We start from the raw sequence: 22,349 nt of genomic DNA on the forward strand, positions 1-22,349 counted from the left end.
GCGGGATCGCGGGCCGCCCGTTCGCCGAAATCCGGCTGACGGTCGCCTGGTGGTGCGTCAGGATGTCTGCCTGCCGTACCGACGAGCGAGAGGCCGCCCGCATGCCGCACCCCGAGCCGACCGACCCGCTGACCGCCGAGCTGGTGGTGGACATCGCTGCCGCCGTGACGCCGGCCGTCTCGCCGGACGGCCGACTGGTCGCCTACGGCGTGGTCGCGCACGGGGGTGCGGGCGGGCGGCCGTCCGGGACCGTCCTGGTCGCCGCCGTCGACGGCAGCGCCGCTCCGCGCAGGCTGACCGACGGCGCGGCCCGCGAGCTCGCGCCGAAGTGGGCGCCGGACTCGGCGGCTCTGTTCTTCACCTCCGACCGCGAGGAGGAGGGCGGCGCGCAGCTCCGGCGGATCCGCCTGGACGGCGGCGAGGACACGGCCGAGACCCTGACCGGCCGGCGCGGCGGGATCGTCGACCACTGTCCGCTCCTCGACGGCCGCACCGTCGCCCTGCTCGCCGCGGACGAACCCACCGCCGAGGACGAACGGCGGGAGGCCGAGCGCGACGACGCCAAGGTCTGGGGCCGGCACCTGCCGCCCACCCGGCTGCGCCTGCTCGACCTGACGAGCGGCGTGGTCCGCACCGTGGACGGCCTCGGCGACCGGCATGTGGTCGAGGTGACCCAGCGTCCGGACGGCGGTCCGCTGGCGGTGCTGAGCTGGTCCACCCCCGAGCTCGGCCACGGCGTCATGACGGCGGAACTGCACGTGGTCGACCCGGGCTCGGGGGCCGTCCACGACCTGGGTCCGGTCGGGGCCGAGGCGCAGTCCCCGGCCTGGTGGAAGCACGACGGCGGCTGGCACCTGGCCCATCTGGCAGTGACTCCCGGGCATGTGATCGGCGGGCTCGCCGTGGTCGACACCGTCCCGCCGACGACCGGCCCGGCCGTCGAACACCGCAACCTCACCGCCGGCATGTCCGTCTGCCCGACCGAGCTGGTGCAGGTCGCGGACGGGCCCCCGCTCGCGCTGTTCGCCGACGGACTGGACACCGCGCTGTACCGGCTCGACCCGGAGACGCTGCGGTTCCAGCAGCTGTCCAAGGCCCCCGGCCTGCTCGCCGGGCTCACCGCGAGCCGCTCCGGGGACACCGTCGCCCTGCTGGCGGGCACGGCGTACGAGCCCAAGGACGTCCACGCCGGACCCGTCGGCGGACCGCTGGTCCGGATCGGCGACACCGCACCCGAACTGCGGGGGATTCGCTGGGGAGTTCAGGAACGCCTGAGTCACCGGGCCGCCGACGGGCTCCAGTTGGACGGCCTGCTGATCCTGCCGGTCGGCCGGGCCCGGGACGACGGCCCGTTCCCGCTCGTCACCCTGGTCCACGGCGGCCCCTACTCCCGGTACGCCGACGAATTCGCCCTCAACGCGGTCGACTGCGGCCAGTGGCTGGCGGCCGCCGGGTACGCCGTCCTCCTGCCCAACCCCCGGGGCGGCGCGGGGCACGGCCACGAGTTCGCCGCCACGGCCGCGGGCGCGGTCGGCGGCGACGAGTGGACCGACGTCCTCGGCTTCATCGACCTGCTGGTGGCGCAGGGCGTCGCCGACCCCGAGCGGCTGGGCATCGGCGGCTGGAGCCACGGCGGCTTCCTCGCGGCCTGGGCGATCGGACGGACGGACAGGTTCAAGGCCGCCATGATGGGCGCCGGCATCAGCGACTGGGGCGCGCAGGCCGGGACGGGCGACTGGGGGATCCTCGACGCGGCGCTCGGCGGCAGCAACGGATGGGACGGCCCGGGGCCGCACCTCCACGACCGGAACAGCCCCCTCTCCCACGCGGCCCGGATCCGCACCCCGATGCTGATCCTGCACGGCGAGCAGGACACCAACGTCCCGCTCGGCCAGGCGATCCACTTCCACCGCGCCCTGCGCCACTTCGGCGTCGAGCACGAGTTCGTCGTCTACCCCCGCGAGGGCCACGGACTGGAGGAACGCGCCCACCAGCTCGACGCCCTCCGGCGCGTCCGCGCCTGGTACGACCGCCTGCTGCGAGCCCGCGCCGGGGCGTGAGCGAGGACGCCCCGATGGTCCGGGTCAGGAACCCGACCCGGACCACGATGCGACAAGTGCCCTACCCTCACGTCATGGTGGCGCCGAGCCGCTTCCCGGCCCTGCCGATCGACAGCGTGCCGGCCGAGAAGCCCGAACGCCCGGCCGCTTGACGCCGGGGCGGCCCGGCGGCCTCCCGCTGCGCGTGCGGACCTCACCGTGTTCGGGGTGGTGGCCCGTCAGTGAACCCTCGGCGCGCCCGGCAGGTTCACCAGATGCCGCCGGCGATGGCTGCGCCCGTGAAGGACAGGCCGAGGCCGAGTGCCACGGCGACCACCACGTAGAGGGCGGCGATCGCGACCCGGCGGGTGGAGGTGAGGGTGAACACCTCGTAGGAGAAGGTGGACCAGGTGGACAGGGCGCCGCAGAAGCCGGTGGCCAGCAACAGTTCGGGGTCGGGGCCGAGCCGGTCGCGCAGGACCGCCTCGGAGAGGAAACCGAGGATCAGGCAGGCGGCGGCGTTGGCGGTCAGCGTTCCGAACGGGAACGGGCTGTGCACCCGGGATTTGACGGCGACTCCGGTCAGGTAGCGGGTGGGTGCGCCGAGCATGCCGCCGGCCAGGACGAGCAGCCAGTCAGTGACCACGGGGCGCCTCCTGGTGCGCGGGGGTGCCCACGACGGCGCGGGCCGCGAACACCCCGAGCGTGACGCCGGCCAGCGCCGCGGCCACCGTCAGCAGCAGGTAGGCGAAAGCCGTGCCGGGGGCGTGGGCGTGGAACAGCTCCCGGACGCCGTTCTCGTAGTGCGAGAAGGTGGTGAAGCCGCCGAGGAACCCGGTGCCCAGCAGGGCGCCGGCCAGCTTCTTGGCCTGCGGGAAGCGGGCGGTCAGCACCGTCATCAGCGCGCCCATCACGGTGCAGCCCACCGCGTTGACGGTCAGGATCGGCCAGGGGAACGCGGTGCCGGACGTCACCCAGGCGCGCTCCACCGCGTAGCGGGCGACGGCGCCGAGACCGCCGCCGGCGGCCACCGCGAGGACGATCGGCAGCTGGCGGCCGGGCGCGTGCTCGGAGTGGGCGTGGCCGGGCGGGCGGAGCGGACGGTCCTTCAGGTCGAAGTAGGGGTTGGTCACGGGAGCGCGTTCCTTCCATCGGAACCCGAACGTGGGCTGATCAGGCGAAAACCGTCGGTCACCGTCCGCCACCGCATGCGGGTGACCGTCCGGGTCGGTTAGACATGACTGCCGGACAGAAACCTTGCAGATCAACGTATTTCACAATGTTCGGCGCGGATGGGACATTCAGGGGAAATCGTGACACAAGGTGACGCCGACGGTGCAGGGCAGGACACTCGCCGGATCTGGGACCGGGAGCCGTTGGCGTACCTGGTCGCCTCGCTGCGCGGCGTCGGCCAGGTCGATCTGCAGCCGCAGCTGCTCACCGGTGCGTTCATCCTGGCCGCCCTGTGGGCCGCGGGCTGGAAGGTCGGTCTGTTCGCCACCCTGGGCACCCTGATCTCCACCGCCACGGCCTACCTGCTCGCCGTCGACCGCGGCTCCATCGCCCAGGGTCTGCAGGGCTATTCAGGTTGTCTCACCGGCATCGCCATGGTGGTCTTCCTCGGCAACCACCTCTCGACCTACCTGCTCACGGTGGCCGCCTGCGTGATCTGCACCGTCCTCACGGCGACGGTCACCCACTTCATGAAGCCCTACGGTCTGACTGCGCTGACCTCGCCGTTCTGCATCGTGTCCGGCGTGATGGTGCACGGCGCGCCCTCCTTCGCGCGGATCTGGCACGGCGCCCCCTCGCCGGTCGCCAACCCCACCATGGGCGACACCGGAATCGCCTGGTCGGACCTGTGGCGCGCGTTCTTCTCCAACGTCTCGCAGATCTTCCTGGTGGACAGCTGGTACGTCGGGCTGATCATGCTGGTGGGCCTGGCGTTCGCGGGGATGCGAGTGCTGCTCGCCGCTGCCCTGGGCAGCGTGGTGGGCATCGTCTCGGCCTGGGCGCTCGGCGCCCCGACCGAGCTGATCCGCGAGGGCATCTACGGCTACAACGCCGTCCTGGTCGGCATCGCCGTCGGCGCGGTGTTCCTCGCGGGCACGGTCTGGAACGCCTGCTACGCCGCATTCGGTGCGGGCGTGTCCACCGGGCTGACCGCGGCCATCACCACGCTCTTCAAGCCCTTCCACGGCCACACCTTCACGTGGCCGTTCATCCTCACCACCTGGATGCTGATGGCTGCCGTCCCCCTGCTGCCCAGACTCCGGCATGCCGAGGCCGGCTGACACCCCGTCACCCCTCGCGCGAGGTGCCCCCGGCCGCCGCCCCAGACCCGTTTCCCCAGTCCCGAGGAAGGAACCCGATGAACCTCGCGCCCCGCGAACTCGACAAGCTGGTCGTCTACGTCGTCGCCGACCTGGCCCGCAAGCGCCAGGGCCGCGGCCTCAAGCTGAACTACAGCGAAGCGGTCGCCCTGATCACCGAGGCCATCCTGGAAGCCGCCCGGGACGGCAGGTCCGTCGCCGACTGCATGGAACTCGGCCGGCACGTGATCGGCCCCGACGCCTGCATGGACGGCGTGCGGCAGATGCTCCCCCTGCTCCAGGTCGAGGCGTCCTTCGTGGACGGGACCAAGCTGGTCTCCGTGCACGATCCCATCGGCGGCTGACCGATGGCCCGCCCCCACGCCCACGTCCTTGCGGTCTGCGGCCACGAATCCGCCAACGGCGCCGCGCTGCGCCGACTCGCCGGGCCCGGGACCGGCGTGGTCACCGGCGGACGGGAGCTGGCCCGGGCGCTCGCCGCCCGCCCCGCCGGGCAGGACGTCGTGGTCGTCCCGATGACGCTGGGCCGCGACCTCGAACTCGTCGCCGACGCCGCCCGCACCGTCCGCGGCCTGCCGCCCGAGTCGCGCCGGGGCGTGGCCGTCGCCCGGCCGTTCGGCACCGCCGAGCACCTGATCGGCTGGCTGCGCGCCGCCGCGACGACCGTGCCCGCGGACGCGGCGCTGCTCGTCACCGCGCCCGCCGGCGACCCGTACGAGGACGCGGAGCTGTACCGCGTCGCCCGGCTGGTGCGCTGCTACGGGCGGCACCGGCTGGTGGAGACCGCGTTCGTCGGCGGCGACCCCGACCCCGTCGAGGGGGTGCGGCGGTGCGCGCTGCTCGGGGCGCGGCGCATCGCCCTGCTCCCCGCCTCGTTCACCCCCGTCCCCCGGCCGTCCGCGATCGACGGCGTCCGGGTGCTCGACGCCGGTCCGATGCTCAGCCCGGCCGCGCTCGCAGCGGTGCTCGCCGCCCGGGTCGCCGACGCCGTCCGCCTGCTGCGCGAGGGCGAGGACGACGGAGTCGACCGTGCGCTCGGCGCCGCCCACGGCCACGGTCTCGGCCACACCCACGGACCGGGGGAGGGCCACACCCACACCCACGGACCCGGTGCGGACCACCACCATCACCACGGTTCCGGGGAGGACCGGTCCCACGGTCACTCCCCGCAGGCCCACACGTACGTCCACTCGCCCACCCCGCCCCCCCACACCCGACCCGTTGCCTCGGCGGGCGCAAGGAGCCACCCATGACATTCGGAAAGTACCTGTACGGCGACGGCGACATCGAGATCAACGCCGGCCGCCGCACCGTCACCGTCGAGGTGGTCAACACCGGCGACCGGGCGATCCAGATCGGCTCGCACTTCCACTTCTTCGAGGTGAACCCGGCGCTGCGGTTCGACCGGGACGAAACGCTCGGCATGCACCTGAACATCCCCGCGGGGACCTCGGTGCGGATCGAACCCGGAGGCACCCGCCAGGTCGAGCTGTGCGAGTACGCCGGCACCGGCCGGTTGGTCGGCTTCAGCGGTCTGATCAACGGCAGCGTGGTCTCCCACCCGGCCCGCATCGAGGCCTTCCACCGCGCCCTGGAACTGGGCTTCGAAGGAGCCGAAGGGCCGAAGGACGAGAAGAGCGCCGCCAAGGGCTCCGCGAAGAAGAAGGGTGCGCACTGATGCCGATCCTGTCCCGCAAGCAGTACACTGACATGTTCGGGCCCACTGTCGGCGACCGGTTCCAACTGGCCGACACCAACCTGATCGTGGAGGTGGAGAAGGACTACAGCGAGGGCCTGTACGGTGACGAGATCGTCTACGGCGGCGGAAAGTCGATGCGCGACGGCATGGGCTCCGACCCGCAGGCCACCGCCGCGCAGGGCGCACTGGACACCGTGATCACCAACGTGGTGGTGATCGACCCGGTCCTCGGCATCGTCAAGTGCGACATCGGCATCAAGGACGGCTTCATCGCGGGCATCGGCAAGTCCGGCAACCCGCAGACCCAGAACAACGTCCACCCGAAGCTGGTGGTCGGCCCCGGCACCGAGGCGATCTCCGGCGAACACCTGATCGCCACCGCCGGCGCGATCGACACCCACGTCCACCTGATCTCCCCGCAGCAGGCCCAGCAGGCGCTGACCAACGGCATCACCACGCTGATCGGCGGCGGCACCGGCCCGTCCGACGGCACCAACGGCACCACCTGCACCCCCGGCCCGTTCAACATCGCCCGCTTCCTGGAGGCGGCCGAGAAGGTGCCGGTCAACATCGGCATCATGGGCAAGGGCAACGGCAGCCTGCCCGGCGCGCTGGACGAGCAGATCGAGGCAGGCGCCTGCGCGCTCAAGGTGCACGAGGACTGGGGCGCGACCCCGGCGGTGATCGACAACGCGCTGAGCGTCGCCGACCGGCACGACGTGCAGGTGGCGATCCACACCGACAGCCTCAACGAGTCCGGCTTCTTCGAGGACACCCGCTCGGCGATCGACGGCCGCACCATCCACACCTTCCACTCCGAGGGCGCGGGCGGCGGTCACGCCCCCGACATCCTGCGGGTCACCGGCGAGGCCAACATCCTGCCGTCCTCCACCAACCCGACGCTGCCGTACACCAAGAACTCGGTGGACGAACTGCTCGACATGGTGATGGTCTGTCATCACCTCAACCACGACATCCCGGAGGACGTGTCCTTCGCCGACAGCCGGGTGCGGGCCGAGACCATCGCCGCCGAATCGGTGCTGCACGACCTCGGCGTGATCAGCATGATCTCCTCCGACTCCCAGGCCATGGGGCGGGTCGGCGAATCCGTCACCCGCTGCTTCCAGATCGCGCACCACTGCAAGGACAAGCGCGGCCCGCTGGACGGCGACAGCGCCCGCAACGACAACCAGCGGGTGCTGCGCTACCTGGCCAAGGTCACCATCAACCCGGCCATCGCCACCGGCATCTCCGAGTACATCGGCTCGTTGGAACCCGGCAAGCTCGCGGACATCGTGCTCTGGCCGATCCACTCGTTCGCCGCCAAACCCAAGATGATCATCAAGGGCGGGATCATCTCCTGGGCGCAGATGGGCGACCCGAACGCCTCCCTGCCCACCCCGCAACCGGTGATCTACCGGCCGATGTTCGGCCAGTTCGGACGGGCCCAGGAGTCCACCCACGTCACCTTCATGTCGCAGGCGGGCATCGCCGCCGGCGTCCCGGAGAAGCTGGGCCTCAAGCGCAGAGTGCTGCCGGTGCGCGGCACCCGGGTCATCGGCAAGCACAACATGGTCCGCAACAACGCGCTGCCGAAGGTCGAGGTCGACCCGGAGACCTTCAAGGTCTCCCTGGACGGCGAGGTCACCACCATCGAACCCGCCGAGACGCTGCCGCTGAACCAGCTGTACTTCGTGGTGTAGCGCGGATGTTCCCCCGCCCGGACCACCCGGACACCGCGGCGCAGGCCCCCGAGCAGGCCCTGTCCGAGGGGCTCTCGGCCCTGCTGGTCAGCCTGCAACTCGCCGACTCCGCCTTCCCCAGCGGCTTCTACACCCTCTCGCACAGCCTGGAGGGCTACGCCCAGGCCGGCGCCGTCACCCCCGACACCCTCCCCGCGCTGCTCGCCGACCTGCTCCGGCACGGTGTCGGCCCCGGCGACGCCACCGCGCTGGCGCTCGCCCACCGGGCCTGCACGGAAGGGGAGTTGACGGATGCCGTTCGGGTCGACCGGCGGCTGTACGCGGGCAGGCTGAGCCGCGAGATGCGGCAGGCCGCCACCCGGACCGGGCGGCAGCTGCTCGACCTGTCGGCGGAGGTCTTCGACCACCCGGCGATCCCCGCCTACCTGCGACTGGTGAAGGACCGTCGGGCGCCCGGCTGCCAGGCCGTCGCCGCCGGGATCGTGTACGCCGCCGCCGGAGTGCCCGCCGCGCAGGCCGTCGCGAGCGACCTGTTCGCGTTCAGCGCCAGCTTCGCCGGGGCCGCGCTGCGGCTGCGGCTCACCGACCACCGCAAGGCCCAGGTACTGCTGCGCGGCGCCGCCCCGGTGATCGAGGAGACCGTCCGGGCGGCGCTGGCACGGGAGCCGGCGGACCTCGGTTCGACCGCCTTCGCCGCCGACATCATGTCCGGCCGCCACGAGCGCGCCGAGGCCCGACTGTTCGCCAGCTGAGAGTGGCCCGGAGCCACCTCGCACGACAAGGAGCACTGTGGACGACAACGTACTGCGGATCGGGATCGGCGGGCCGGTCGGCTCCGGCAAGACCGCGCTGATCGAGGCGCTGGTGCCGGTGCTGATCGCCCGCGGCCACCGCCCCGCCGTGATCACCAACGACATCTACACCCAGGAGGACGCCCAGCACGTCCGCCGCACCCTCGACGGCGTCCTCGACCCCGAACTGGTGGTCGGCGTGGAGACCGGCGCCTGCCCGCACACTGCCGTCCGCGACGACCCGACGATGAACCTCGCCGCCGGCGCCGAACTGCTGGAACGCTTCCCCGAGGTCGACACCCTGCTGTACGAATCCGGCGGCGACAACCTCACCCTGACCTTCAGCCCCGCCCTGGTCGACGTCTTCGTGTTCGTCCTGGACACCGCAGAGGGCGAGAAGATGCCCCGCAAGCGCGGCCCCGGCATCACCGAGTCCGACCTGCTGGTCATCAACAAGATCGACATCGCCCAGTACGTGCGCACCGACATCGAGGTGATGGAGGCCGACGCGCACAAGGTCCGCGACGGCCGGCCGGTCCTCCTCACCAACTCGCTCGACGGAGTCGGCATCGAGGAGCTCGCCTCCTTCCTCGGCGCCCGGCGCAAGGCACTGATCTGACATGACTCTCGCTCCGCCCCGGCCGGCCGCCGACCGACCCACCGAGACCCGGCAGGCTCCCCGACATGTCCCCACCGGCATGACCTCCGTCCCGGCGCGGCCGGCCGTCGACCGGCTCGCCGAGCCGTACTGGTCGGCCGGCCGCCTCCCCGCCGAGGTGGCCGGCTGGGCCGGTCGGCCCGACACCCTCGCCCCCGGCTCGCCCGCCAAGGTCGGCATCCTCGACCTCGGCTTCGAACTGCGCGGCGGCCGCACCGAGTTGGTCGAGCGCTACCAGAAGACCCCGTTGCAGATCATGCGCCCGCTGCGGCTCGACCCCGCCCACCCCGACGCCGCGTACGTCTACCTGATGGCCACCGGCGGCGGGGTCACCCAGGCCGACCGCTACCGGATCGACGTGCGCTGCGGCCCCGGCACCCACGTCCACCTCACCACCCAGGCCGCCACCAAGGTGTTCCGGATGGAACAGGACTACGCCACCCAGCTCGTCAACCTGCGGGCCGGCGACGGCGCGTACCTGGAGTACCTGCCCGACCCGCTGATCCCGTTCCGCGACGCCCGGTTCTACCAGCGCACCACCGTCGCCGCCGCCCCCGGCGCCACCGTCGTCCTCGGCGAGACGATCACCGCCGGCCGGCTCGCCCGCGGTGAACGCCACGACTACCGGGTGCTCGCCACCGACCTGGAGATCGCCCGCCCCGACGGCACCCTGCTCGCCGTCGACACCCTGCGCCTGGTCCCCGACGGCGACCGGAGCGCCGTCACCGGGCCCGCCGTGTTCGCCGGACACGACCAGCTGGCCACCCTGTTCGTCGTCAGCGACCTGCGCCCCGCCGCCGAGATCGCCGACGCCCTGCACCGCGCCCTCGACGGACACGGCCTCCACTTCGGCGTCTCCACCCTCCCCGAGGACAGCGGGGCCTGGCTGCGCCTGCTGGAGGACAGCCCCGTCCGCACCGCCGCCGCGCTCGACACCGCCTGGCGCGCCGTCCGCCTGCTGCTCACCGGCAGCCCCGCGCCCGTCCTGCGCAAGACCTGACCCGCCGTCCTGGAGGTAGAACCCGTGCTGACCGCGCCCCCGCCGATGCCCCCGGCCTACAACGCCGGCGACACGGCCTGGCTGCTGGCATCCACCGCCATGGTGCTGCTGATGACGCCCGGACTGGCGTTCTTCTACGGCGGCATGGTCCGGGTCCGGCACATCCTGATGATGATCAAGATGAGCTTCGCCGCGCTCGCCTTCGGCACCCTGGTCTGGTGGGCGCTCGGCTACACCCTGGCCTTCGGGCCGGACGTCGGCGGGGTCGGCCTGATCGGCAACGCCGACCGGGCGTTCTTCCGCGGCATCCAGCTCACCACCCTCACCGGCGCCATCCCCACCTACATCTTCGCCACCTTCCAGATGGGCTTCGCCATCGTCACCGTCGCCCTGATCAGCGGCTCCATCGCCGACCGGGCCCGGATGCGCGGCTGGCTGGTGTTCGTCCCGCTCTGGCTGCTGATCGTCTACGCGCCCGCCGCGCACTGGGTGTTCGACTCCCAGGGGTGGATCCACCACCAGCTCGGCGCGCTCGACTTCGCCGGCGGCCTGCCGGTCGAACTCGCCTCCGGCGCCGCCGGACTGGCCGTCGCGCTCGCCCTGCGCGGCCCCCGCGACTGGGCCCGCCGCGAGGAGCGCCCCAACAACATCCCGCTGGTGGTGATCGGCGTCGGGCTGCTCTGGTTCGGCTGGTTCGGCTTCAACTCCGGCTCCGCACTCAGCGACCAGGGCACCGCCGCCGCGGCTTTCCTCAACACCCAGCTCGGCGCGGCTGCCGCCATGGTCACCTGGCCCCTGGTCGAAAAACTGCAGACCGGTCGGGTCAGCACCACCGGCGTGGTCTCCGCCGCGGTCGCCGGCATGGTCGCCATCACCCCCGCCTGCGGCGAGATCAACCCGCTCGGCGCGGTGATCACCGGCCTGGTCGCCGGCGCGGTCTGCGCGTTCGCCATCACCCTCAAGTACCGCTTCGGTGTGGACGACACCCTTGACGTGGTCGGCGTGCACGGCGTCGGCGGCATCACGGGCCTGCTGATGGTCGGCCTGTTCGCCACCGCCCGGATCAGCGGCCAGAAAGGCCTGTTCTACGGTGGCGGCTGGAGCCTGCTCGGCAAGCAGGTCCTCGCCGTCCTCGCCGTGGGCGCCTTCTCGTTCCTGCTCAGCTGGCTGCTCGCCAAGGCCGTCGACCTGACGATCGGCTTCCGGGACGCCACCGAGTACGCCCACGTTCCGGGCGCGGAGGCCGAGACCGCCTACGACACCCTCACCGCCGAACGCCTCGGCACCCTGGTCGCCGAGGGCGCCGGCCGCAGCGACAGCGAACTCGTCCGAAAAGTCGCCGAACTGCTCCGCACCCGCCGCCAGGACTGACGCGCGTCGTCGGCCGTCACGCAGCCACCTCGCCGGGATGCCTCAGACGGACCCTGCGCCGCTGACCGGATCGGCCCTGTCGTCGTCCTCCTGTGTGCCGTCCCCGCCGCCGGTGCCGCTCTCCAGGATGGAGACGATGGAGAACAGCGAGAAGCAGATGCAGCCGAGGCCGACCAGGACCCGGGCCGGGACGATCACTGCAGGACCGGCGGACTCGAACAGGAAGGAGGAGAGGAACAGGCACAGCAGGGCCGTGCCGACCGGGATCAGCGGGACCCGGTTCGCCAGCGGGGCGTCCCGGCGCCAGACCAGCGCGAGCAGCAGCACCTTGCTGAGGATGCTCCAGCAGATCAGCCCGAGCCCGATCAGCACGTAGGCGGCGGCCAGTTGGGCGGACCGGGTGTGCACGGCGAGGACGATCACGGCCCAGACGACGGCGACCGCGCCGCAGGCGGCGGCCACACCGGGCCAGAGCACCCGCTCCCGGGCGGAGTACGTGTTCTGGATCTGCCGCAGAATACTGGCCACCAGCCCGATCAGGCAGGTGCAGACGAGCGCCAGGCCCACCATCACGTGTCCGGCGGTGAACCGCCCGTCGCGGTCCCCGCCGCCTCCGCCCGCCAGCAGGACGACGGCCCACACCCAGGTGATCACGGCCGCCAGGACGGGGAGCGCCGGCAGAGCCCGGACGGTGAACGCGCCGAACGGCGCCGGCGACAGCGGCGGCGAGCCCTCGGGCAGTGCGGAGTTCTCGGTGATCTTCACGAACCGGGTGGAAGCTGTGGCGACGCACGAGACGCAGACGCAGATCATGCCGACCCCGAACACCACGTGCCCGGCGACGAAGTCCGGTGCCGGCCGCGGAGTCTCGGCCAGCAGGGAGAGCCCGTAGCCGATGGTGACGCCACTGACCGCGAACCCGAACACCGGGTACAGCACCTTGTCCAGCGCGGTGAAGCGGCCGATGAGCTGCCTGATGATCGTCGCTGCCGTCGCGAACAGGCACAGGCAGATGGCGGCCAGGAAGACCAGCACCAGGCCCGCGACGCGGGCACTCGGCCCGGAGGCGTGGGCGAGGACGTAGCCGCCCAGCGCCGCCGACACCGCGCCCATCAGCACGGGAATGGCACGGAACAGGACGCTGATCTTGTCGTTCACCAGGCCTCCCGGTGGTGGCGTCGCCCTCATCCTCGGGCCGGTCCGGCCCGGTGGCCACCGGGAAGCGGACGGCCCGGTCCGCCGGCCCGGAAGGCAGCCCTGCTGCCGCGGGGTGCGCCCGGGCGAGGACACCGCCGCTGCTCGGATCCGGTGTGCGGCCACCGACCTGCGCCGACGCACCGGCGTGACGCGGTCCGACAGTCGGTGCGCTCATGCCCGGGGTCGAGCTGGTCCCGGCCGCCGGGTGGCACCTGGCGGTGCGTCAGTACGAGGGACGTTCGCTCCTCCCGGTGCGGAGACCGGCAACGGGTGAGGAGGGCGATGGCGGCTCGCCGTCCAACCGCCCTGCCGGTGCACCCGTCCGGGTTCGGACCTAGGGTCGGTGGCATGGCGGAGGACGACGGGCCGGTGGAGCCGGACTACCCGCTCACGATGGCGAACGAGCGGACGTTCCTGGCATGGATCAGGACGGCGCTGGCTCTGCTCGCGGGCGGGGTGGCGTTGGACCAGTTGGCGCCGGAGCTCGCGCCGGCTCCGGTGCGAGCGGCGCTCGCGGTGGCCCTGGCGATGGGCGGGGCGGTGCTCGGGATCGCGTCGTACCGGCGGTGGGTGCGGACGGAGCGGGCGATGCGCGCGGGCGAGCCGCTGCCGGCGGGCCGGATCATGCTCGTGCTGACGGTGTGCGTGGCGGCGGCCGCGATCGTGTTCTCGGTACTGATCATCGGCTGGGCCCGGTGAACGGACACGGCGAGCGCACCCTGTTGGCGTGGAGCCGCACTGCGCTGGTCCTCGCGGTGGACGCGCTGCTGGTGCTGCGGACCGCTCTGATCGGCGACGAACCCGGCCTGTTGGCCGTGGGCGGGGGGTTGGCGCTGGCAGCAGTGGGGTTCTGCGTCCTCGGCATGCGCGGGCGCGGCCCGGTGGCCGGCGAGTGGCCGGTGCGGGCGCTGACCGCGGTGGTGGTGGTCGCGGCGGTCGGCACCGCATGGTGCGCCCTGGTGTCCCGGACGCGGTGACGGGTCCGCGCACCGGTCCGGTCGGGTTGCCGCCGGGAAGCAGGCGGCCCGCACGCGGTGACGGACCCGGACGGGCCGACGGGTACGGGCCCGGTGCCCGCTACCGCCGAGGGCACGGTGTCACGGTGCGCCGTGCACGGCGGCCGGGAGCGGCTTGGCGTAGCAGCGGCTGAGCTGCTTGTCCTGGTAGGGCGGGTAGTTGGGGATGGAGGTGTAGCCGGAGCGGGTGTAGAGGGCGATGGCCTCGGGCTGGTGGACGGCGGTCTCCAGGCGGATCTCGGGGTGCCCGAGCCCGGCGGCCAGGTGCTCGGCCCGGGCCAGCAGCCGGGTGGCGATGCCGCGGCCGCGGGCCTCGGGCGCGACGTACATGCGCTTGAGCTCGGCTGCGCCGTCGGGGAACGGCTGGACGGCGCAGCAGCCGACCGGGCGGGCGCCTGCCTCGGCCAGCAGGAAGCGGATGCCGGGGTGGATGTGGGCGCCGCCGGTGCAGGGCTCGTCCGGGTAGCGGGCGTTCAGGTCGGCGTCGAGGTCCCGTACCAGCTGCCGGATTCGCGGGTCGTCGGCGGCGACCTCGGCAATGGTCAGGTCGTGGGTAGTCACGGGCGGCGGTTCCCTTCGAGAACGAGGTCCAACTGGGTTTCCAGAACCTGCTGTTGGAGGTCCGGCGGGTAGGCGTCCGGGTCGGTCACGGCGTTGAGGGCGAGGCCGTCCAGGCAGGCGACCAGCGCGCGGACCCGCCGGTGCAGGTCGGACGGCTCCAGCGGCACGGGAAGCGCGGCGTCGACCAGTTCGGTGAGACGGCGCACCCAGGAGGCGTGGCTGGCGGCGTGCTCCTGGATCAGCTCGGGGTCGGCGCGGCCGGCGAGCTGGAAGTGAGACCAGACCGCGGCCTCCAGCCGCCGCTCCTCGTCCAGAGGCAGCGCCTGCTCGGCGACGGCGTACAGCGCCTCGCGCGCCGTGCCCCCGGCGGGCATCGCGTCGATGCGCTCGGCCATGCGGTGGTGCATGACCGAACGGGCGTGCGCGAGCAGCGCCTTCTTGTCGGGGAAGTAGTGCATGACCCGGCCCGTCGTGCAGTCGGCCGCGGCGGCGACCGCCCGCAGCGTCAGGCCCTCCAGGCCGCTCTCCGAAACCACCAGCCACACGGCCGCCGAGATTTCCGAGCGGCGCTGCGCATGGTCGACCTGTCTGGGCACGCGGACTCCTGTTGCGGAACAGATGTTACGTAACGGATGCTACGGCATGGGTCGGGCCCTCCGGTACGGCGGGGACGACCGCATCGCGGCACCGCACCACCGGGCGGGACGCCATCGCAGGAGGCCGCAAGCCCGGTGGCCGTCGTCCGGCCCGGCCGTGCGGCTGCGGGTGTGGAACGTGAGACGCGCCCGCAGGGCAGCCGCCTGTATCGGAATCCGTCGATCAGCGGGAGGCGGCCGTCCCGACGGGGCTCGGCGTGCGCCACCGCCTTCACGCGCTGGACCCTCCGACCGGGCGAGGCCCCGACGTCCCGCCTGGCCGGGGCCGGTCGGCCCTCGCCCGCCCCACCGGGCGCGCCTACCGTGGGAATCGGCCGACCTTCGTCGGACCACGACCGGCGCAGCGGGGGAGGAGTCATGACATCGCCCACCGAGCCCCGCCCGATCGTGCCGGGCGCCCGTGCCCGGCGGGGCGGCCGGGCTGCCGAGCCGAGCGGCGCGGGTTTCGCCGGGCGCTCCGCCGCGTCGTCGCCGTTCCCGTGTTCCCGTCGGGCGTGGCGCCGACAAGCCGCTGACCAGAGAGAGGTGAACGAACGATGCTTGCCGTGATCGTCTACGAGAGCATGTACGGCAACACCGGGCAGGTCGCCAAGGCGATCGCCGACGGCATTCGGACGACCAAGCCGGACGCCGACGTGCGGTGCCTACCGGTCGCCGAGGCCGGCACCGGGGTCGTCGGGGACGCGGACCTGCTGGTGGTCGGCGGCCCGACACACATGCGGGGCATGTCCACCGGCCTCAGTCGCACCCTGGCCGCGAAGGCGGGCGCACCGGAGGAGAGCCCGGGCCTGCGCGCCTGGTTCCGCTCCCTGCCGGACGACGGTGCGGGCGTCCGCGCCGCCGCGTTCGACACCCGGGTCGAGACGAAGCACGCCGGGGCGGCGGCCGACGGCATCGCCGCGCGCCTCACCCGCCACCACTACGACCTCACGTCCGACCCCGTCGGCTTCCTCGTGGAAGAGATCAACGGACCACTGCGCGACGGCGAGCTGGACCGGGCGAAGGCCTGGGGCGGCGCGCTCGCCTGAGGTCGCCGCGACACCGGACCGGCGCGGTTGGCGGCTTCTGCCTCCGCGGCTGCGATTCTGCTGCCCTTGGCCACCGCCACTGCCGTCCCGGCTCCGTCGAACCGGACCGTGCAGGCCGTTCCCCGCAGCCGCCACCACGGCGCCGCGATCGGTCGACGAACCGCACTTCGCGGGGGAGTGGATCGACTCCAACTCCGCGACACGCGGGAGATGAAGAGCTGGCTGTGCCTGTACGACGCCGGGGATTCCGAGAACGTCTATGCGGGCCTGTGGACCGAGTGTCGCTGGTGGAAGATCATCGGCTGTCGGATCCGGGAGCCCAGCTCCTACAAGCTCACGGCACCCGACGGCACCGTGTACGAGGGCACCTTCCCTGGTGCGTCCGGTTCGAGCTCGGCCGCATCGGAGAGCAGCCGCGTCCCCTGCCAGGACGGCGCCTGGAAGGTGCCGTCCGGCTCGGCTGTGCGGCCCGGTCCTCGAAACCGTCGAGGACCGGGCCGCAGCCACTTCGTTCGCGCCGTGAGATTGCCGTCGGGGTGCACGCGGGAGCCCGCTCAGTACCCCGGTCCTTGTTCCGCGAGCGGGTTGCGCACCGACGGACGGATTCGGCCGTCGTCGTTGCGCGGGGTCAGCGGCGCAGCGGGCCCTCGCACGAGTAGTTCGCGGTGCCGGCCTGGCCCGAGGGCCAGACCTCGACCTTGCCGAACCAACAGTTCATGTCGGCCATGTTGTTGCTGGCGGCGCCACCCCGGTCGAGGAGGAAATGGTCGACGGTGGCGGCCATTTCCTTGCGGTTCCGGCCGGGGTCGGCGGAGTTGGTGAGGTTGGCGGTGATGCGTCCGGTGCAGGTGAAGCGCATCTTGTTGTTCCAGTCGCCGTTGTCCTTGCAGTCGGGGGTGTTCTGCGTGGCGGCGGCGAAGGCGTTGCGGACCTCGGACGCCCAGGCGTAGTTCAGCTGCCCGTTGGGCGTGTAGGCGGTGACGGGGACGAAGAGGCTGTCCGCGAGCGGGATTTCGGCGTCCAGGTAGGCGGTGTACTCCTGCTGGAGGCCGGCGTCCCGGCCCAGGCGGTCGCGCCAGGCGTCGTAGCCGGCGCGGTCGTCGGCGCGCAGCAGGCGGTACATCTCGGCGAGTTGCTCGGGGTGCTTCTCGCCGAGCAGGTTGAAGAAGGTCGCGGCGTAGGGGTAGGCGCGGAAGCCCAGTCCGTTCCAGGTGGCGTGCAGGACCTGGTCGACGGTCAGGCGGGGGGTGCGGGCCTGGTCGTCCCAACCGATCTGGCGGACCATGTACTTGCGGGCCTTGACCCCGCTGTCGCGGGTGGCGCCGGCGAAGTACTCGGCGGTGCCCTCGTTCATGGCGAAGGTGGCGTCGCTGGGCCAGCGGGTGGTGTAACCCTCGCCGGGGATCGCCCAGCGGGCGTTGAGGTAGTGGGTGTACTCGTGCCGGAACAGCTCCTCCAGGCTGAAGTACGACTCCTGGGTGGTGCGTTGGTAGGTGTAGAAGGTGGAGTTCTCCTCGATGAACATCCCGCCGTTCTGGACGTCCCCGATGCCGAACAGCACGCGCTGGAGGGCCTGGTAGTTGCTCTTGGTGTCGTACAGCTGGACGGTCAGCGCCGGGTGGTTGTCGTCGGCCAGCGGCTGGTCGGTGCCCAGGGTCCGGAAGAACTGGGCCTTGACCTGCTTGGTGGCGTAGTAGAGCTGGTCGGCGGTGGCCTTGTCGAGCGCGGTGCGCACGATCAGGGTGTTGTTGTCGTAGCTGTAGGTGTGGGGGAAGATCTGGCGCTCCAGGTCGGTGCGGCAGACCCCGTACTGGCCGCAGAGCCCGAGGTCGTTGACCGGGCCGACCAGGTTGGCCCAGGGCAGGGTCATCCGGCCGAAGGTCGCTGCGGCGAGCTGCAGTTGCGAGCCGATCCGCTGCTTCATCTCGGACTTGAGGGCGTCGATCCCGGCGAAGCGACCGTACTCCAGCATGGCGTCGCCGGCGGCCCACTCGCTGTTCGTGCCCTTGAGGTGGGTGTAGCCGGCGTAGACGCGGAACGCCTCGCGGTAGTCGGCGTCGGCGGCGACGGCGGCCCGGAACCGGCCCTCGGGGTCCTCGCCGACGTTCTCGATGCCCTGGAAGTTGATCTGGAGGGCGCCCTGGACGGCCCAGTTCCAGCCGCGGTCGCCGACCACGGGCGAGCCGGGGGCGAACGTCCGCATGACCTGCTTCACCAGGGGCAGCCGGGCCAGCCGGAGCTTGGGGGCGCTGCTGGTCTGCAGCAGCTCGCCCATGGTGTCGCCGTTGGTGGTGGTGGGGTCGAACACCCGGGGGTTGGCGGTGTAGTCGCGGATGGCGCGGTCGAGGGCGGCGACGGTGGTGTCGTCGCCGAGGTCGACCTCGGCGTGGTAGAAGTCGAAGTAGACGGCGATGTGCAGGTAGTACCAGAGTTCCTGCTGGTTCAGGTTGTTGGCGCTGTCGAAGGACGGCGCGAGGGAGCTCACCTTGGCGGCGACGGCCCGGACGTGGTCGGGCGTCATCACCTTCGCGGTCCGCGGGTCCCAGTTGACCAGCAGCGGTCGCAGGCAGTCCTGGTAGGTGTGACCGCGGTCGGTGAGGAAGTCGACCAGCGCGGCGGGGGAGAGCGAGGTGAACGCCTCCGGGGTGCAGGCGGCGCTCTTCGCGACGCCGGCCGCCGGGAGCGATTCGGCGGTGTCGGCCGGATCGCCGGACTGCAGGCCGGTGGTCGGCTGGCGCGCGGCCATGCCGGGCCAGCCCTGCGGGCCGGCCGAGGTGCCGCCGCCCGGGGCGCCCTGGTGGGCGACGTGGTCGCCGGCCTGCTGCGGGGCGGGCGCAGTGCGGGACGCCGCCGGGACGGTACGCGCAGGCGAGGCAGTGGCCTGGGCGCTGTGCAGCAGCGGGACCGCGAGGGTGGCGGCCAGCGCGGCCGAGAGCAGGGTGTTGCGCACGGTGGCTGATGAGGGCACCGAGATCTCCTCGTTGGTGTGGGGGTGGTCTGGTGGTGCTGTGTGCGGGGCGCACCGGGCGAGGAGCGAGGCAGCGAATGCTGCCGAAACCGGTGCGGGGGCGTGAGGGAACGGGCAGCCCGGGAACGGGTGACCACGCCGGTGGTGCGGAGCCCGAAGCCCGTACGGAAATGCGACGGAAGCGGTGGACCGGCGCCTTCGTACGGACGTCGGGGCTCCGGCTAGGCCCTCTCTTACGGATCTTGTCGGAGCTTGTCGGATCGGCGCGTGGCTCCCCCGACTCTTGGGGGTCGGGAGGTGCCCGCGGTTCGCGCCCGGCTGGGAGTGCCGGCGAACTGTCCTCGTACTGGGCGTACTTGGACGGTTTGCCGGTGCTTCCGCGGGAGCGCATCCTGGCCCGCCAGGGCCGGGGGAGGGGCGATCCGGCGTTGCGCGCCCGGCAAGATCCGGAAGAGAGGGCCTAGGGGCCCGGCGGGCGGGTGCGGGCGTTGCCCGTCGTCGGGGCGGGCGTGACTCGGCGCGTGGCGCGAAGAGTTGACACCGATTCTCCTGTGGGGGGAGGTGGGGCGGAGTCGATGGCCGAATGGGGCAGTGGCCGTCAGATGGGGAGCCAGTTGACGGATGTGAAATGTAACATGGCAATGTGAAATTTCACTAGTGTTTACCTGCCCATGGGGCGAGGCTCGGCGGCCTGGCGGAACGGCCGACCCACCGGCGCCCGGCCGAGGGGGCCGTCCGCCGGCCCTGGCGGCTCGGAGCATCCGTCACCCACGTCGACATGTTGATGCAAAGGGGGTGCGATGCGGCCAACAAGGTAATTTCCCGCCCGGCTCCGCGAGGTGACGGACGTTCAGGAGCGGGAGATGAGGGAGTGTGTCACTACTCGACCTGGTCGAAAAGTGACAGAACGTCATGATTCGACCTGGAAGGTCCCCTCACCCTCCCGTACCCTCGAAGATCTCCTGGAGCCTCCGTGAGAGACCGCACGCCACCCGCCACGCGCGGGAAACGCCCGGCATTCGGAAACCGGGTCCGCCGCCTGCCCGGTCGCGCGGTGATCGGTGCCGTCGCCGCCTCGGCGCTGGCGCTCGTCCCCTCCGCGCCGCTCGCCGCCCCGTCGGCCGCCTCCTCCTTGGACCAGGTCCAGGCGCGGGCGGACACGACCGGCACGGCGGTTCGCGGTCTCGGGACCGAGCGGCCGATCGGCCCGGATCCGGTAGTGGACCTGCTGGCGCACGGCAACCTCACGATGGCGTCGAACTCGGTGCTGACTTGTGACGACAGTGACGGCTCGGTCTGCAACGACACCGAGGGCTCCAACAACAACCGCACCAAGTACGTCAAGATCGACCCGAACGCGCCCGGGAACAACGCGTCCTCCGCGCAGCTGGTGATCCCGGCCGGCGCCCAGGTGTTGTCGGCCCGGCTGTACTGGCAGTTCAACCCGACCAACACCAGCACCATGGGCGGCACTTCCGGAGACATCAACACCGGCAACCACGTGTTCTGGAAGGTCCCGGGCAGCTCCTCCTACGAGCAGCTCACCGCCGACACCTACGACTGGTTCGACCAGCAGGTCGGCGGCACCCCGCCGGAGCCGCTGCTGGCCGGGGCGGGCGTGAAGGACGTCACCGCCGAGGTGAAGGCCGCCGGTGCGGGCAGCTACACCGTCGCTGACATCCAGGCATGCGCCGGACGTTCCTCCGCGCAGAACTTCGGCGGCAACAACGTGGGCTGCTGGGGCGGCTGGTCGCTGGTGGTCGCCTACGAGGACCAGGCGGAACCGCTGCGCTACCTCCAGGTCTGGGACGGCTTCCAACTGCTGCGCAGCCCCAACAACCTCGCGACGATCACCCTGGCCGGCATCCGCACGCCCGCCACCGCCCCGCCGGCCACCCTGGGCGTCACCGTCGGCGACGGCGACGCGCCGATCGCGGGCGACCAGTTGCTGGTCGGCTCCTCGGTCGACGACCTGACGCTGCTGCCGATGCCCGACCCGGCCGGCGGCGTCACCACCGACAACGCCTTCACCAGCCGGATCGACCACGTCGCCGTGGACGGGACCGGCACCAACATCACCACCCGCGATCCCGCGCCGGTGAACAACTACGGCTACGACGCCCGGATGATCGACGTCACCGGCAAGATCCCCGCCGGCAGCACCCAGGCCGTGCTGCGGATCAACGGCGCGGGCGACGCGCTCGAACCCCAGGCCGTCTGGCTCGCCGTCGACGCCCTCGAACCGGACCTGCAGATCACCAAGGCCAACGACCCCGCCGGCTCCACCACGGACAACCCGCCCGGCACCGTCGACCCCGGGGCCGAGATCACCTACACCTTCACCCTCACCAACCGGCACAGTGACGGCAGCACCGCCGGCCTGGACACCGCCACCGACGTCACCCTGACCGACGCGCTGCCCGCCGGCACCACCTACGTCGACGGCTCCGGCGCCGGCTGCACCGCCTCCGGGCGGAACGTCACCTGCACCGCAGCCGACCTTTCTCCGGGCGCCGAGGCCACCGTCTCCTTCCGGGTCAGGGTCGACGCCGGGCTCGCACCGGGCACCAAGCTCGACGACACCGCCTCGCTCTCCTACCGCGGTATCCAGACCGACCGCGAGCAGCTGCGCACCAGCAACACCGTGCGCAACACCGTCGCCGAGCACGCCGGCTACCGGCTCGCCAAGAGCTCCGACAAGGCGCAGGCCCTTCCCGGTGACACCGTCGAGTACCAGGTGGACATCACCAACACCGGCAACGCGCCGCTCACCCGACTGACCGTCACCGACGACCTGAGCGCCGTCCTCGACGACGCCACGTACAACGACGACGCCACCGCCACCACGGGCGCGCCGTCCTACGCCCGCCCGGTGCTCAGCTGGACCGGCGACCTGCCGGTCGGCGCCAGCGCCCGGGTGACCTACACGGTGACGGTCAACGACCCGGCCACCGGGGACCACACGCTGCGCAACACCGTCGTGGCCGACCAGGCGGGCGGCAACTGTCCGGCCGGTTCCACCGCCGCCGAGTGCACGGCCACCGTCACCGTGAACACCCCGACCAGTTCGCCGAGCCCCGGCCCGACCTCCCCCGCCCCGACCGGGAGCGGCAGCCACGGCCCGGGGCACGGCGGCAAGCCGGGCCACCCGACCGGCGAAGGTCTGGCTGACACGGGCAGTCGGGTCGCTCTGACCGGGGGCATCGCCACGGTCCTCGGCCTCGGCGGAGCGCTCTTCCTGGCAGCCTCCCGCCGCCGGCGCCACCGGCACTGACACCCCGTCCGGACCCGCCGCGAGGGCGGCCACCGAATCCGTCGGTGGCCGCCCT

20 protein-coding genes are annotated in these 22,349 nt (G+C 72.3%); 14 read left to right on the forward strand and 6 right to left on the reverse strand.

The genetic code is table 11. From position 1 onward, the window contains the following. Positions 1-62: 62 nt before the first annotated feature. A complete protein-coding gene (locus tag ACI1MP_RS33685; protein ID WP_404870330.1) occupies positions 63-2,060 on the forward strand; it encodes a S9 family peptidase in 1,998 nt (665 codons plus the stop codon). A 247-nt stretch (positions 2,061-2,307) separates the two neighbouring features. Here the strand turns inward: ACI1MP_RS33685 and crcB are convergent, their stop codons facing one another. Both crcB and ACI1MP_RS33695 read right to left on the reverse strand, forming a co-directional pair. Continuing rightward, positions 2,308-2,685, reverse strand: a complete 378-nt coding sequence (gene crcB, locus ACI1MP_RS33690) for a fluoride efflux transporter CrcB (RefSeq protein WP_100585562.1) — start codon at positions 2,683-2,685, stop codon at positions 2,308-2,310. After that, a complete protein-coding gene (locus ACI1MP_RS33695) occupies positions 2,675-3,172 on the reverse strand; it encodes a fluoride efflux transporter FluC (protein ID WP_380337368.1) in 498 nt (165 codons plus the stop codon). Before ACI1MP_RS33695 ends, crcB begins: the two co-directional genes overlap by 11 nt. A gap of 159 nt (positions 3,173-3,331) precedes the next feature. Between ACI1MP_RS33695 and ACI1MP_RS33700 the strand changes: the two genes are divergently transcribed. The 9 genes from ACI1MP_RS33700 to ACI1MP_RS33740 all read left to right on the forward strand — a co-directional run bounded on the left by ACI1MP_RS33700 (position 3,332) and on the right by ACI1MP_RS33740 (position 11,594). Then, a complete protein-coding gene (locus tag ACI1MP_RS33700) occupies positions 3,332-4,333 on the forward strand; it encodes an urea transporter (RefSeq protein ID WP_404870331.1) in 1,002 nt (333 codons plus the stop codon). Positions 4,334-4,410: 77 nt separating this feature from the next. Further along, a complete protein-coding gene (locus ACI1MP_RS33705) occupies positions 4,411-4,716 on the forward strand; it encodes an urease subunit gamma (protein WP_100585564.1) in 306 nt (101 codons plus the stop codon). A gap of 3 nt (positions 4,717-4,719) precedes the next feature. After that, a complete protein-coding gene (locus ACI1MP_RS33710; RefSeq protein ID WP_404870332.1) occupies positions 4,720-5,625 on the forward strand; it encodes a sirohydrochlorin chelatase in 906 nt (301 codons plus the stop codon). Further along, complete coding sequence (locus ACI1MP_RS33715) at positions 5,622-6,050, forward strand: urease subunit beta (protein WP_404870333.1); 429 nt, start codon at positions 5,622-5,624, stop codon at positions 6,048-6,050. The genes ACI1MP_RS33710 and ACI1MP_RS33715 overlap by 4 nt, the downstream gene beginning before the upstream one ends. Then, the gene (gene ureC, locus ACI1MP_RS33720) at positions 6,050-7,774 is read left to right on the forward strand and encodes an urease subunit alpha (RefSeq protein WP_404870334.1); all 1,725 of its coding nucleotides are present in this window, start codon (positions 6,050-6,052) and stop codon (positions 7,772-7,774) included. Before ACI1MP_RS33715 ends, ureC begins: the two co-directional genes overlap by 1 nt. Before the next feature lie 5 nt (positions 7,775-7,779). Next, positions 7,780-8,526 carry an urease accessory protein UreF gene (locus ACI1MP_RS33725; RefSeq protein WP_404870335.1) on the forward strand — a complete coding sequence of 249 codons (747 nt, stop codon included), beginning with the start codon at positions 7,780-7,782 and terminating at the stop codon, positions 8,524-8,526. Positions 8,527-8,563: 37 nt separating this feature from the next. Continuing rightward, the gene (gene ureG / locus ACI1MP_RS33730) at positions 8,564-9,184 is read left to right on the forward strand and encodes an urease accessory protein UreG (protein ID WP_100585568.1); all 621 of its coding nucleotides are present in this window, start codon (positions 8,564-8,566) and stop codon (positions 9,182-9,184) included. A 79-nt stretch (positions 9,185-9,263) separates the two neighbouring features. After that, positions 9,264-10,223, forward strand: a complete 960-nt coding sequence (locus ACI1MP_RS33735; RefSeq protein WP_404870868.1) for an urease accessory protein UreD — start codon at positions 9,264-9,266, stop codon at positions 10,221-10,223. A 24-nt stretch (positions 10,224-10,247) separates the two neighbouring features. Next, complete coding sequence (locus ACI1MP_RS33740) at positions 10,248-11,594, forward strand: ammonium transporter (protein WP_404870336.1); 1,347 nt, start codon at positions 10,248-10,250, stop codon at positions 11,592-11,594. Positions 11,595-11,636: 42 nt separating this feature from the next. Here ACI1MP_RS33740 and ACI1MP_RS33745 read toward each other — a convergent pair whose 3' ends face one another. Next, entirely contained in the window at positions 11,637-12,752 is a 1,116-nt protein-coding gene (locus ACI1MP_RS33745; RefSeq protein WP_404870337.1) for a DUF2776 family protein, read from the reverse strand. Between the two features lie 387 nt (positions 12,753-13,139). Between ACI1MP_RS33745 and ACI1MP_RS33750 the strand changes: the two genes are divergently transcribed. Together ACI1MP_RS33750 and ACI1MP_RS33755 are read left to right on the forward strand one after the other, a co-directional pair. Continuing rightward, the gene (locus ACI1MP_RS33750) at positions 13,140-13,490 is read left to right on the forward strand and encodes a YidH family protein (protein WP_380337389.1); all 351 of its coding nucleotides are present in this window, start codon (positions 13,140-13,142) and stop codon (positions 13,488-13,490) included. Further along, complete coding sequence (locus tag ACI1MP_RS33755; RefSeq protein WP_380337392.1) at positions 13,487-13,768, forward strand: DUF202 domain-containing protein; 282 nt, start codon at positions 13,487-13,489, stop codon at positions 13,766-13,768. The genes ACI1MP_RS33750 and ACI1MP_RS33755 overlap by 4 nt, the downstream gene beginning before the upstream one ends. Before the next feature lie 120 nt (positions 13,769-13,888). On the opposite strand, the gene ACI1MP_RS33760 is transcribed toward ACI1MP_RS33755, so the two are convergent. Both ACI1MP_RS33760 and ACI1MP_RS33765 read right to left on the reverse strand, forming a co-directional pair. Next, positions 13,889-14,368, reverse strand: coding sequence for a GNAT family N-acetyltransferase (locus tag ACI1MP_RS33760; protein WP_380337395.1), 480 nt, complete (start codon positions 14,366-14,368; stop codon positions 13,889-13,891). After that, the gene (locus ACI1MP_RS33765) at positions 14,365-14,964 is read right to left on the reverse strand and encodes a TetR/AcrR family transcriptional regulator (protein WP_380337398.1); all 600 of its coding nucleotides are present in this window, start codon (positions 14,962-14,964) and stop codon (positions 14,365-14,367) included. The genes ACI1MP_RS33760 and ACI1MP_RS33765 overlap by 4 nt, the downstream gene beginning before the upstream one ends. Before the next feature lie 596 nt (positions 14,965-15,560). Between ACI1MP_RS33765 and ACI1MP_RS33770 the strand changes: the two genes are divergently transcribed. Then, the gene (locus tag ACI1MP_RS33770) at positions 15,561-16,052 is read left to right on the forward strand and encodes a flavodoxin family protein (protein ID WP_404870338.1); all 492 of its coding nucleotides are present in this window, start codon (positions 15,561-15,563) and stop codon (positions 16,050-16,052) included. 628 nt (positions 16,053-16,680) lie between these two features. Here the strand turns inward: ACI1MP_RS33770 and ACI1MP_RS33775 are convergent. Then, positions 16,681-19,020 (reverse strand): collagenase, encoded by a 2,340-nt coding sequence (locus ACI1MP_RS33775; RefSeq protein WP_404870339.1) that lies wholly within the window; start codon positions 19,018-19,020, stop codon positions 16,681-16,683. A gap of 1,054 nt (positions 19,021-20,074) precedes the next feature. Here ACI1MP_RS33775 and ACI1MP_RS33780 point away from each other — a divergent pair. Next, on the forward strand, positions 20,075-22,294 hold the full coding sequence (locus tag ACI1MP_RS33780) for a hypothetical protein (RefSeq protein ID WP_380337407.1): 2,220 nt from the start codon (positions 20,075-20,077) through the stop codon (positions 22,292-22,294). Positions 22,295-22,349 lie beyond the last annotated feature (55 nt).

Origin of the sequence: Kitasatospora griseola, assembly GCF_044999035.1 — a bacterium.
Taxonomy (GTDB): domain Bacteria; phylum Actinomycetota; class Actinomycetes; order Streptomycetales; family Streptomycetaceae; genus Kitasatospora; species Kitasatospora griseola.

Coding starts and splice junctions, on each gene's coding strand:
- ACI1MP_RS33685 (WP_404870330.1), top strand. CDS start 63: ATGTCTGCCTGCCGTACCGACGAGCGAGAGGCCGCCCGCATGCCGCAC.
- ACI1MP_RS33700 (WP_404870331.1), top strand. CDS start 3,332: ATGGGACATTCAGGGGAAATCGTGACACAAGGTGACGCCGACGGTGCA.
- ACI1MP_RS33705 (WP_100585564.1), top strand. CDS start 4,411: ATGAACCTCGCGCCCCGCGAACTCGACAAGCTGGTCGTCTACGTCGTC.
- ACI1MP_RS33710 (WP_404870332.1), top strand. CDS start 4,720: ATGGCCCGCCCCCACGCCCACGTCCTTGCGGTCTGCGGCCACGAATCC.
- ACI1MP_RS33715 (WP_404870333.1), top strand. CDS start 5,622: ATGACATTCGGAAAGTACCTGTACGGCGACGGCGACATCGAGATCAAC.
- ureC (WP_404870334.1), top strand. CDS start 6,050: ATGCCGATCCTGTCCCGCAAGCAGTACACTGACATGTTCGGGCCCACT.
- ACI1MP_RS33725 (WP_404870335.1), top strand. CDS start 7,780: ATGTTCCCCCGCCCGGACCACCCGGACACCGCGGCGCAGGCCCCCGAG.
- ACI1MP_RS33735 (WP_404870868.1), top strand. CDS start 9,264: ATGACCTCCGTCCCGGCGCGGCCGGCCGTCGACCGGCTCGCCGAGCCG.
- ACI1MP_RS33750 (WP_380337389.1), top strand. CDS start 13,140: ATGGCGGAGGACGACGGGCCGGTGGAGCCGGACTACCCGCTCACGATG.
- ACI1MP_RS33770 (WP_404870338.1), top strand. CDS start 15,561: ATGCTTGCCGTGATCGTCTACGAGAGCATGTACGGCAACACCGGGCAG.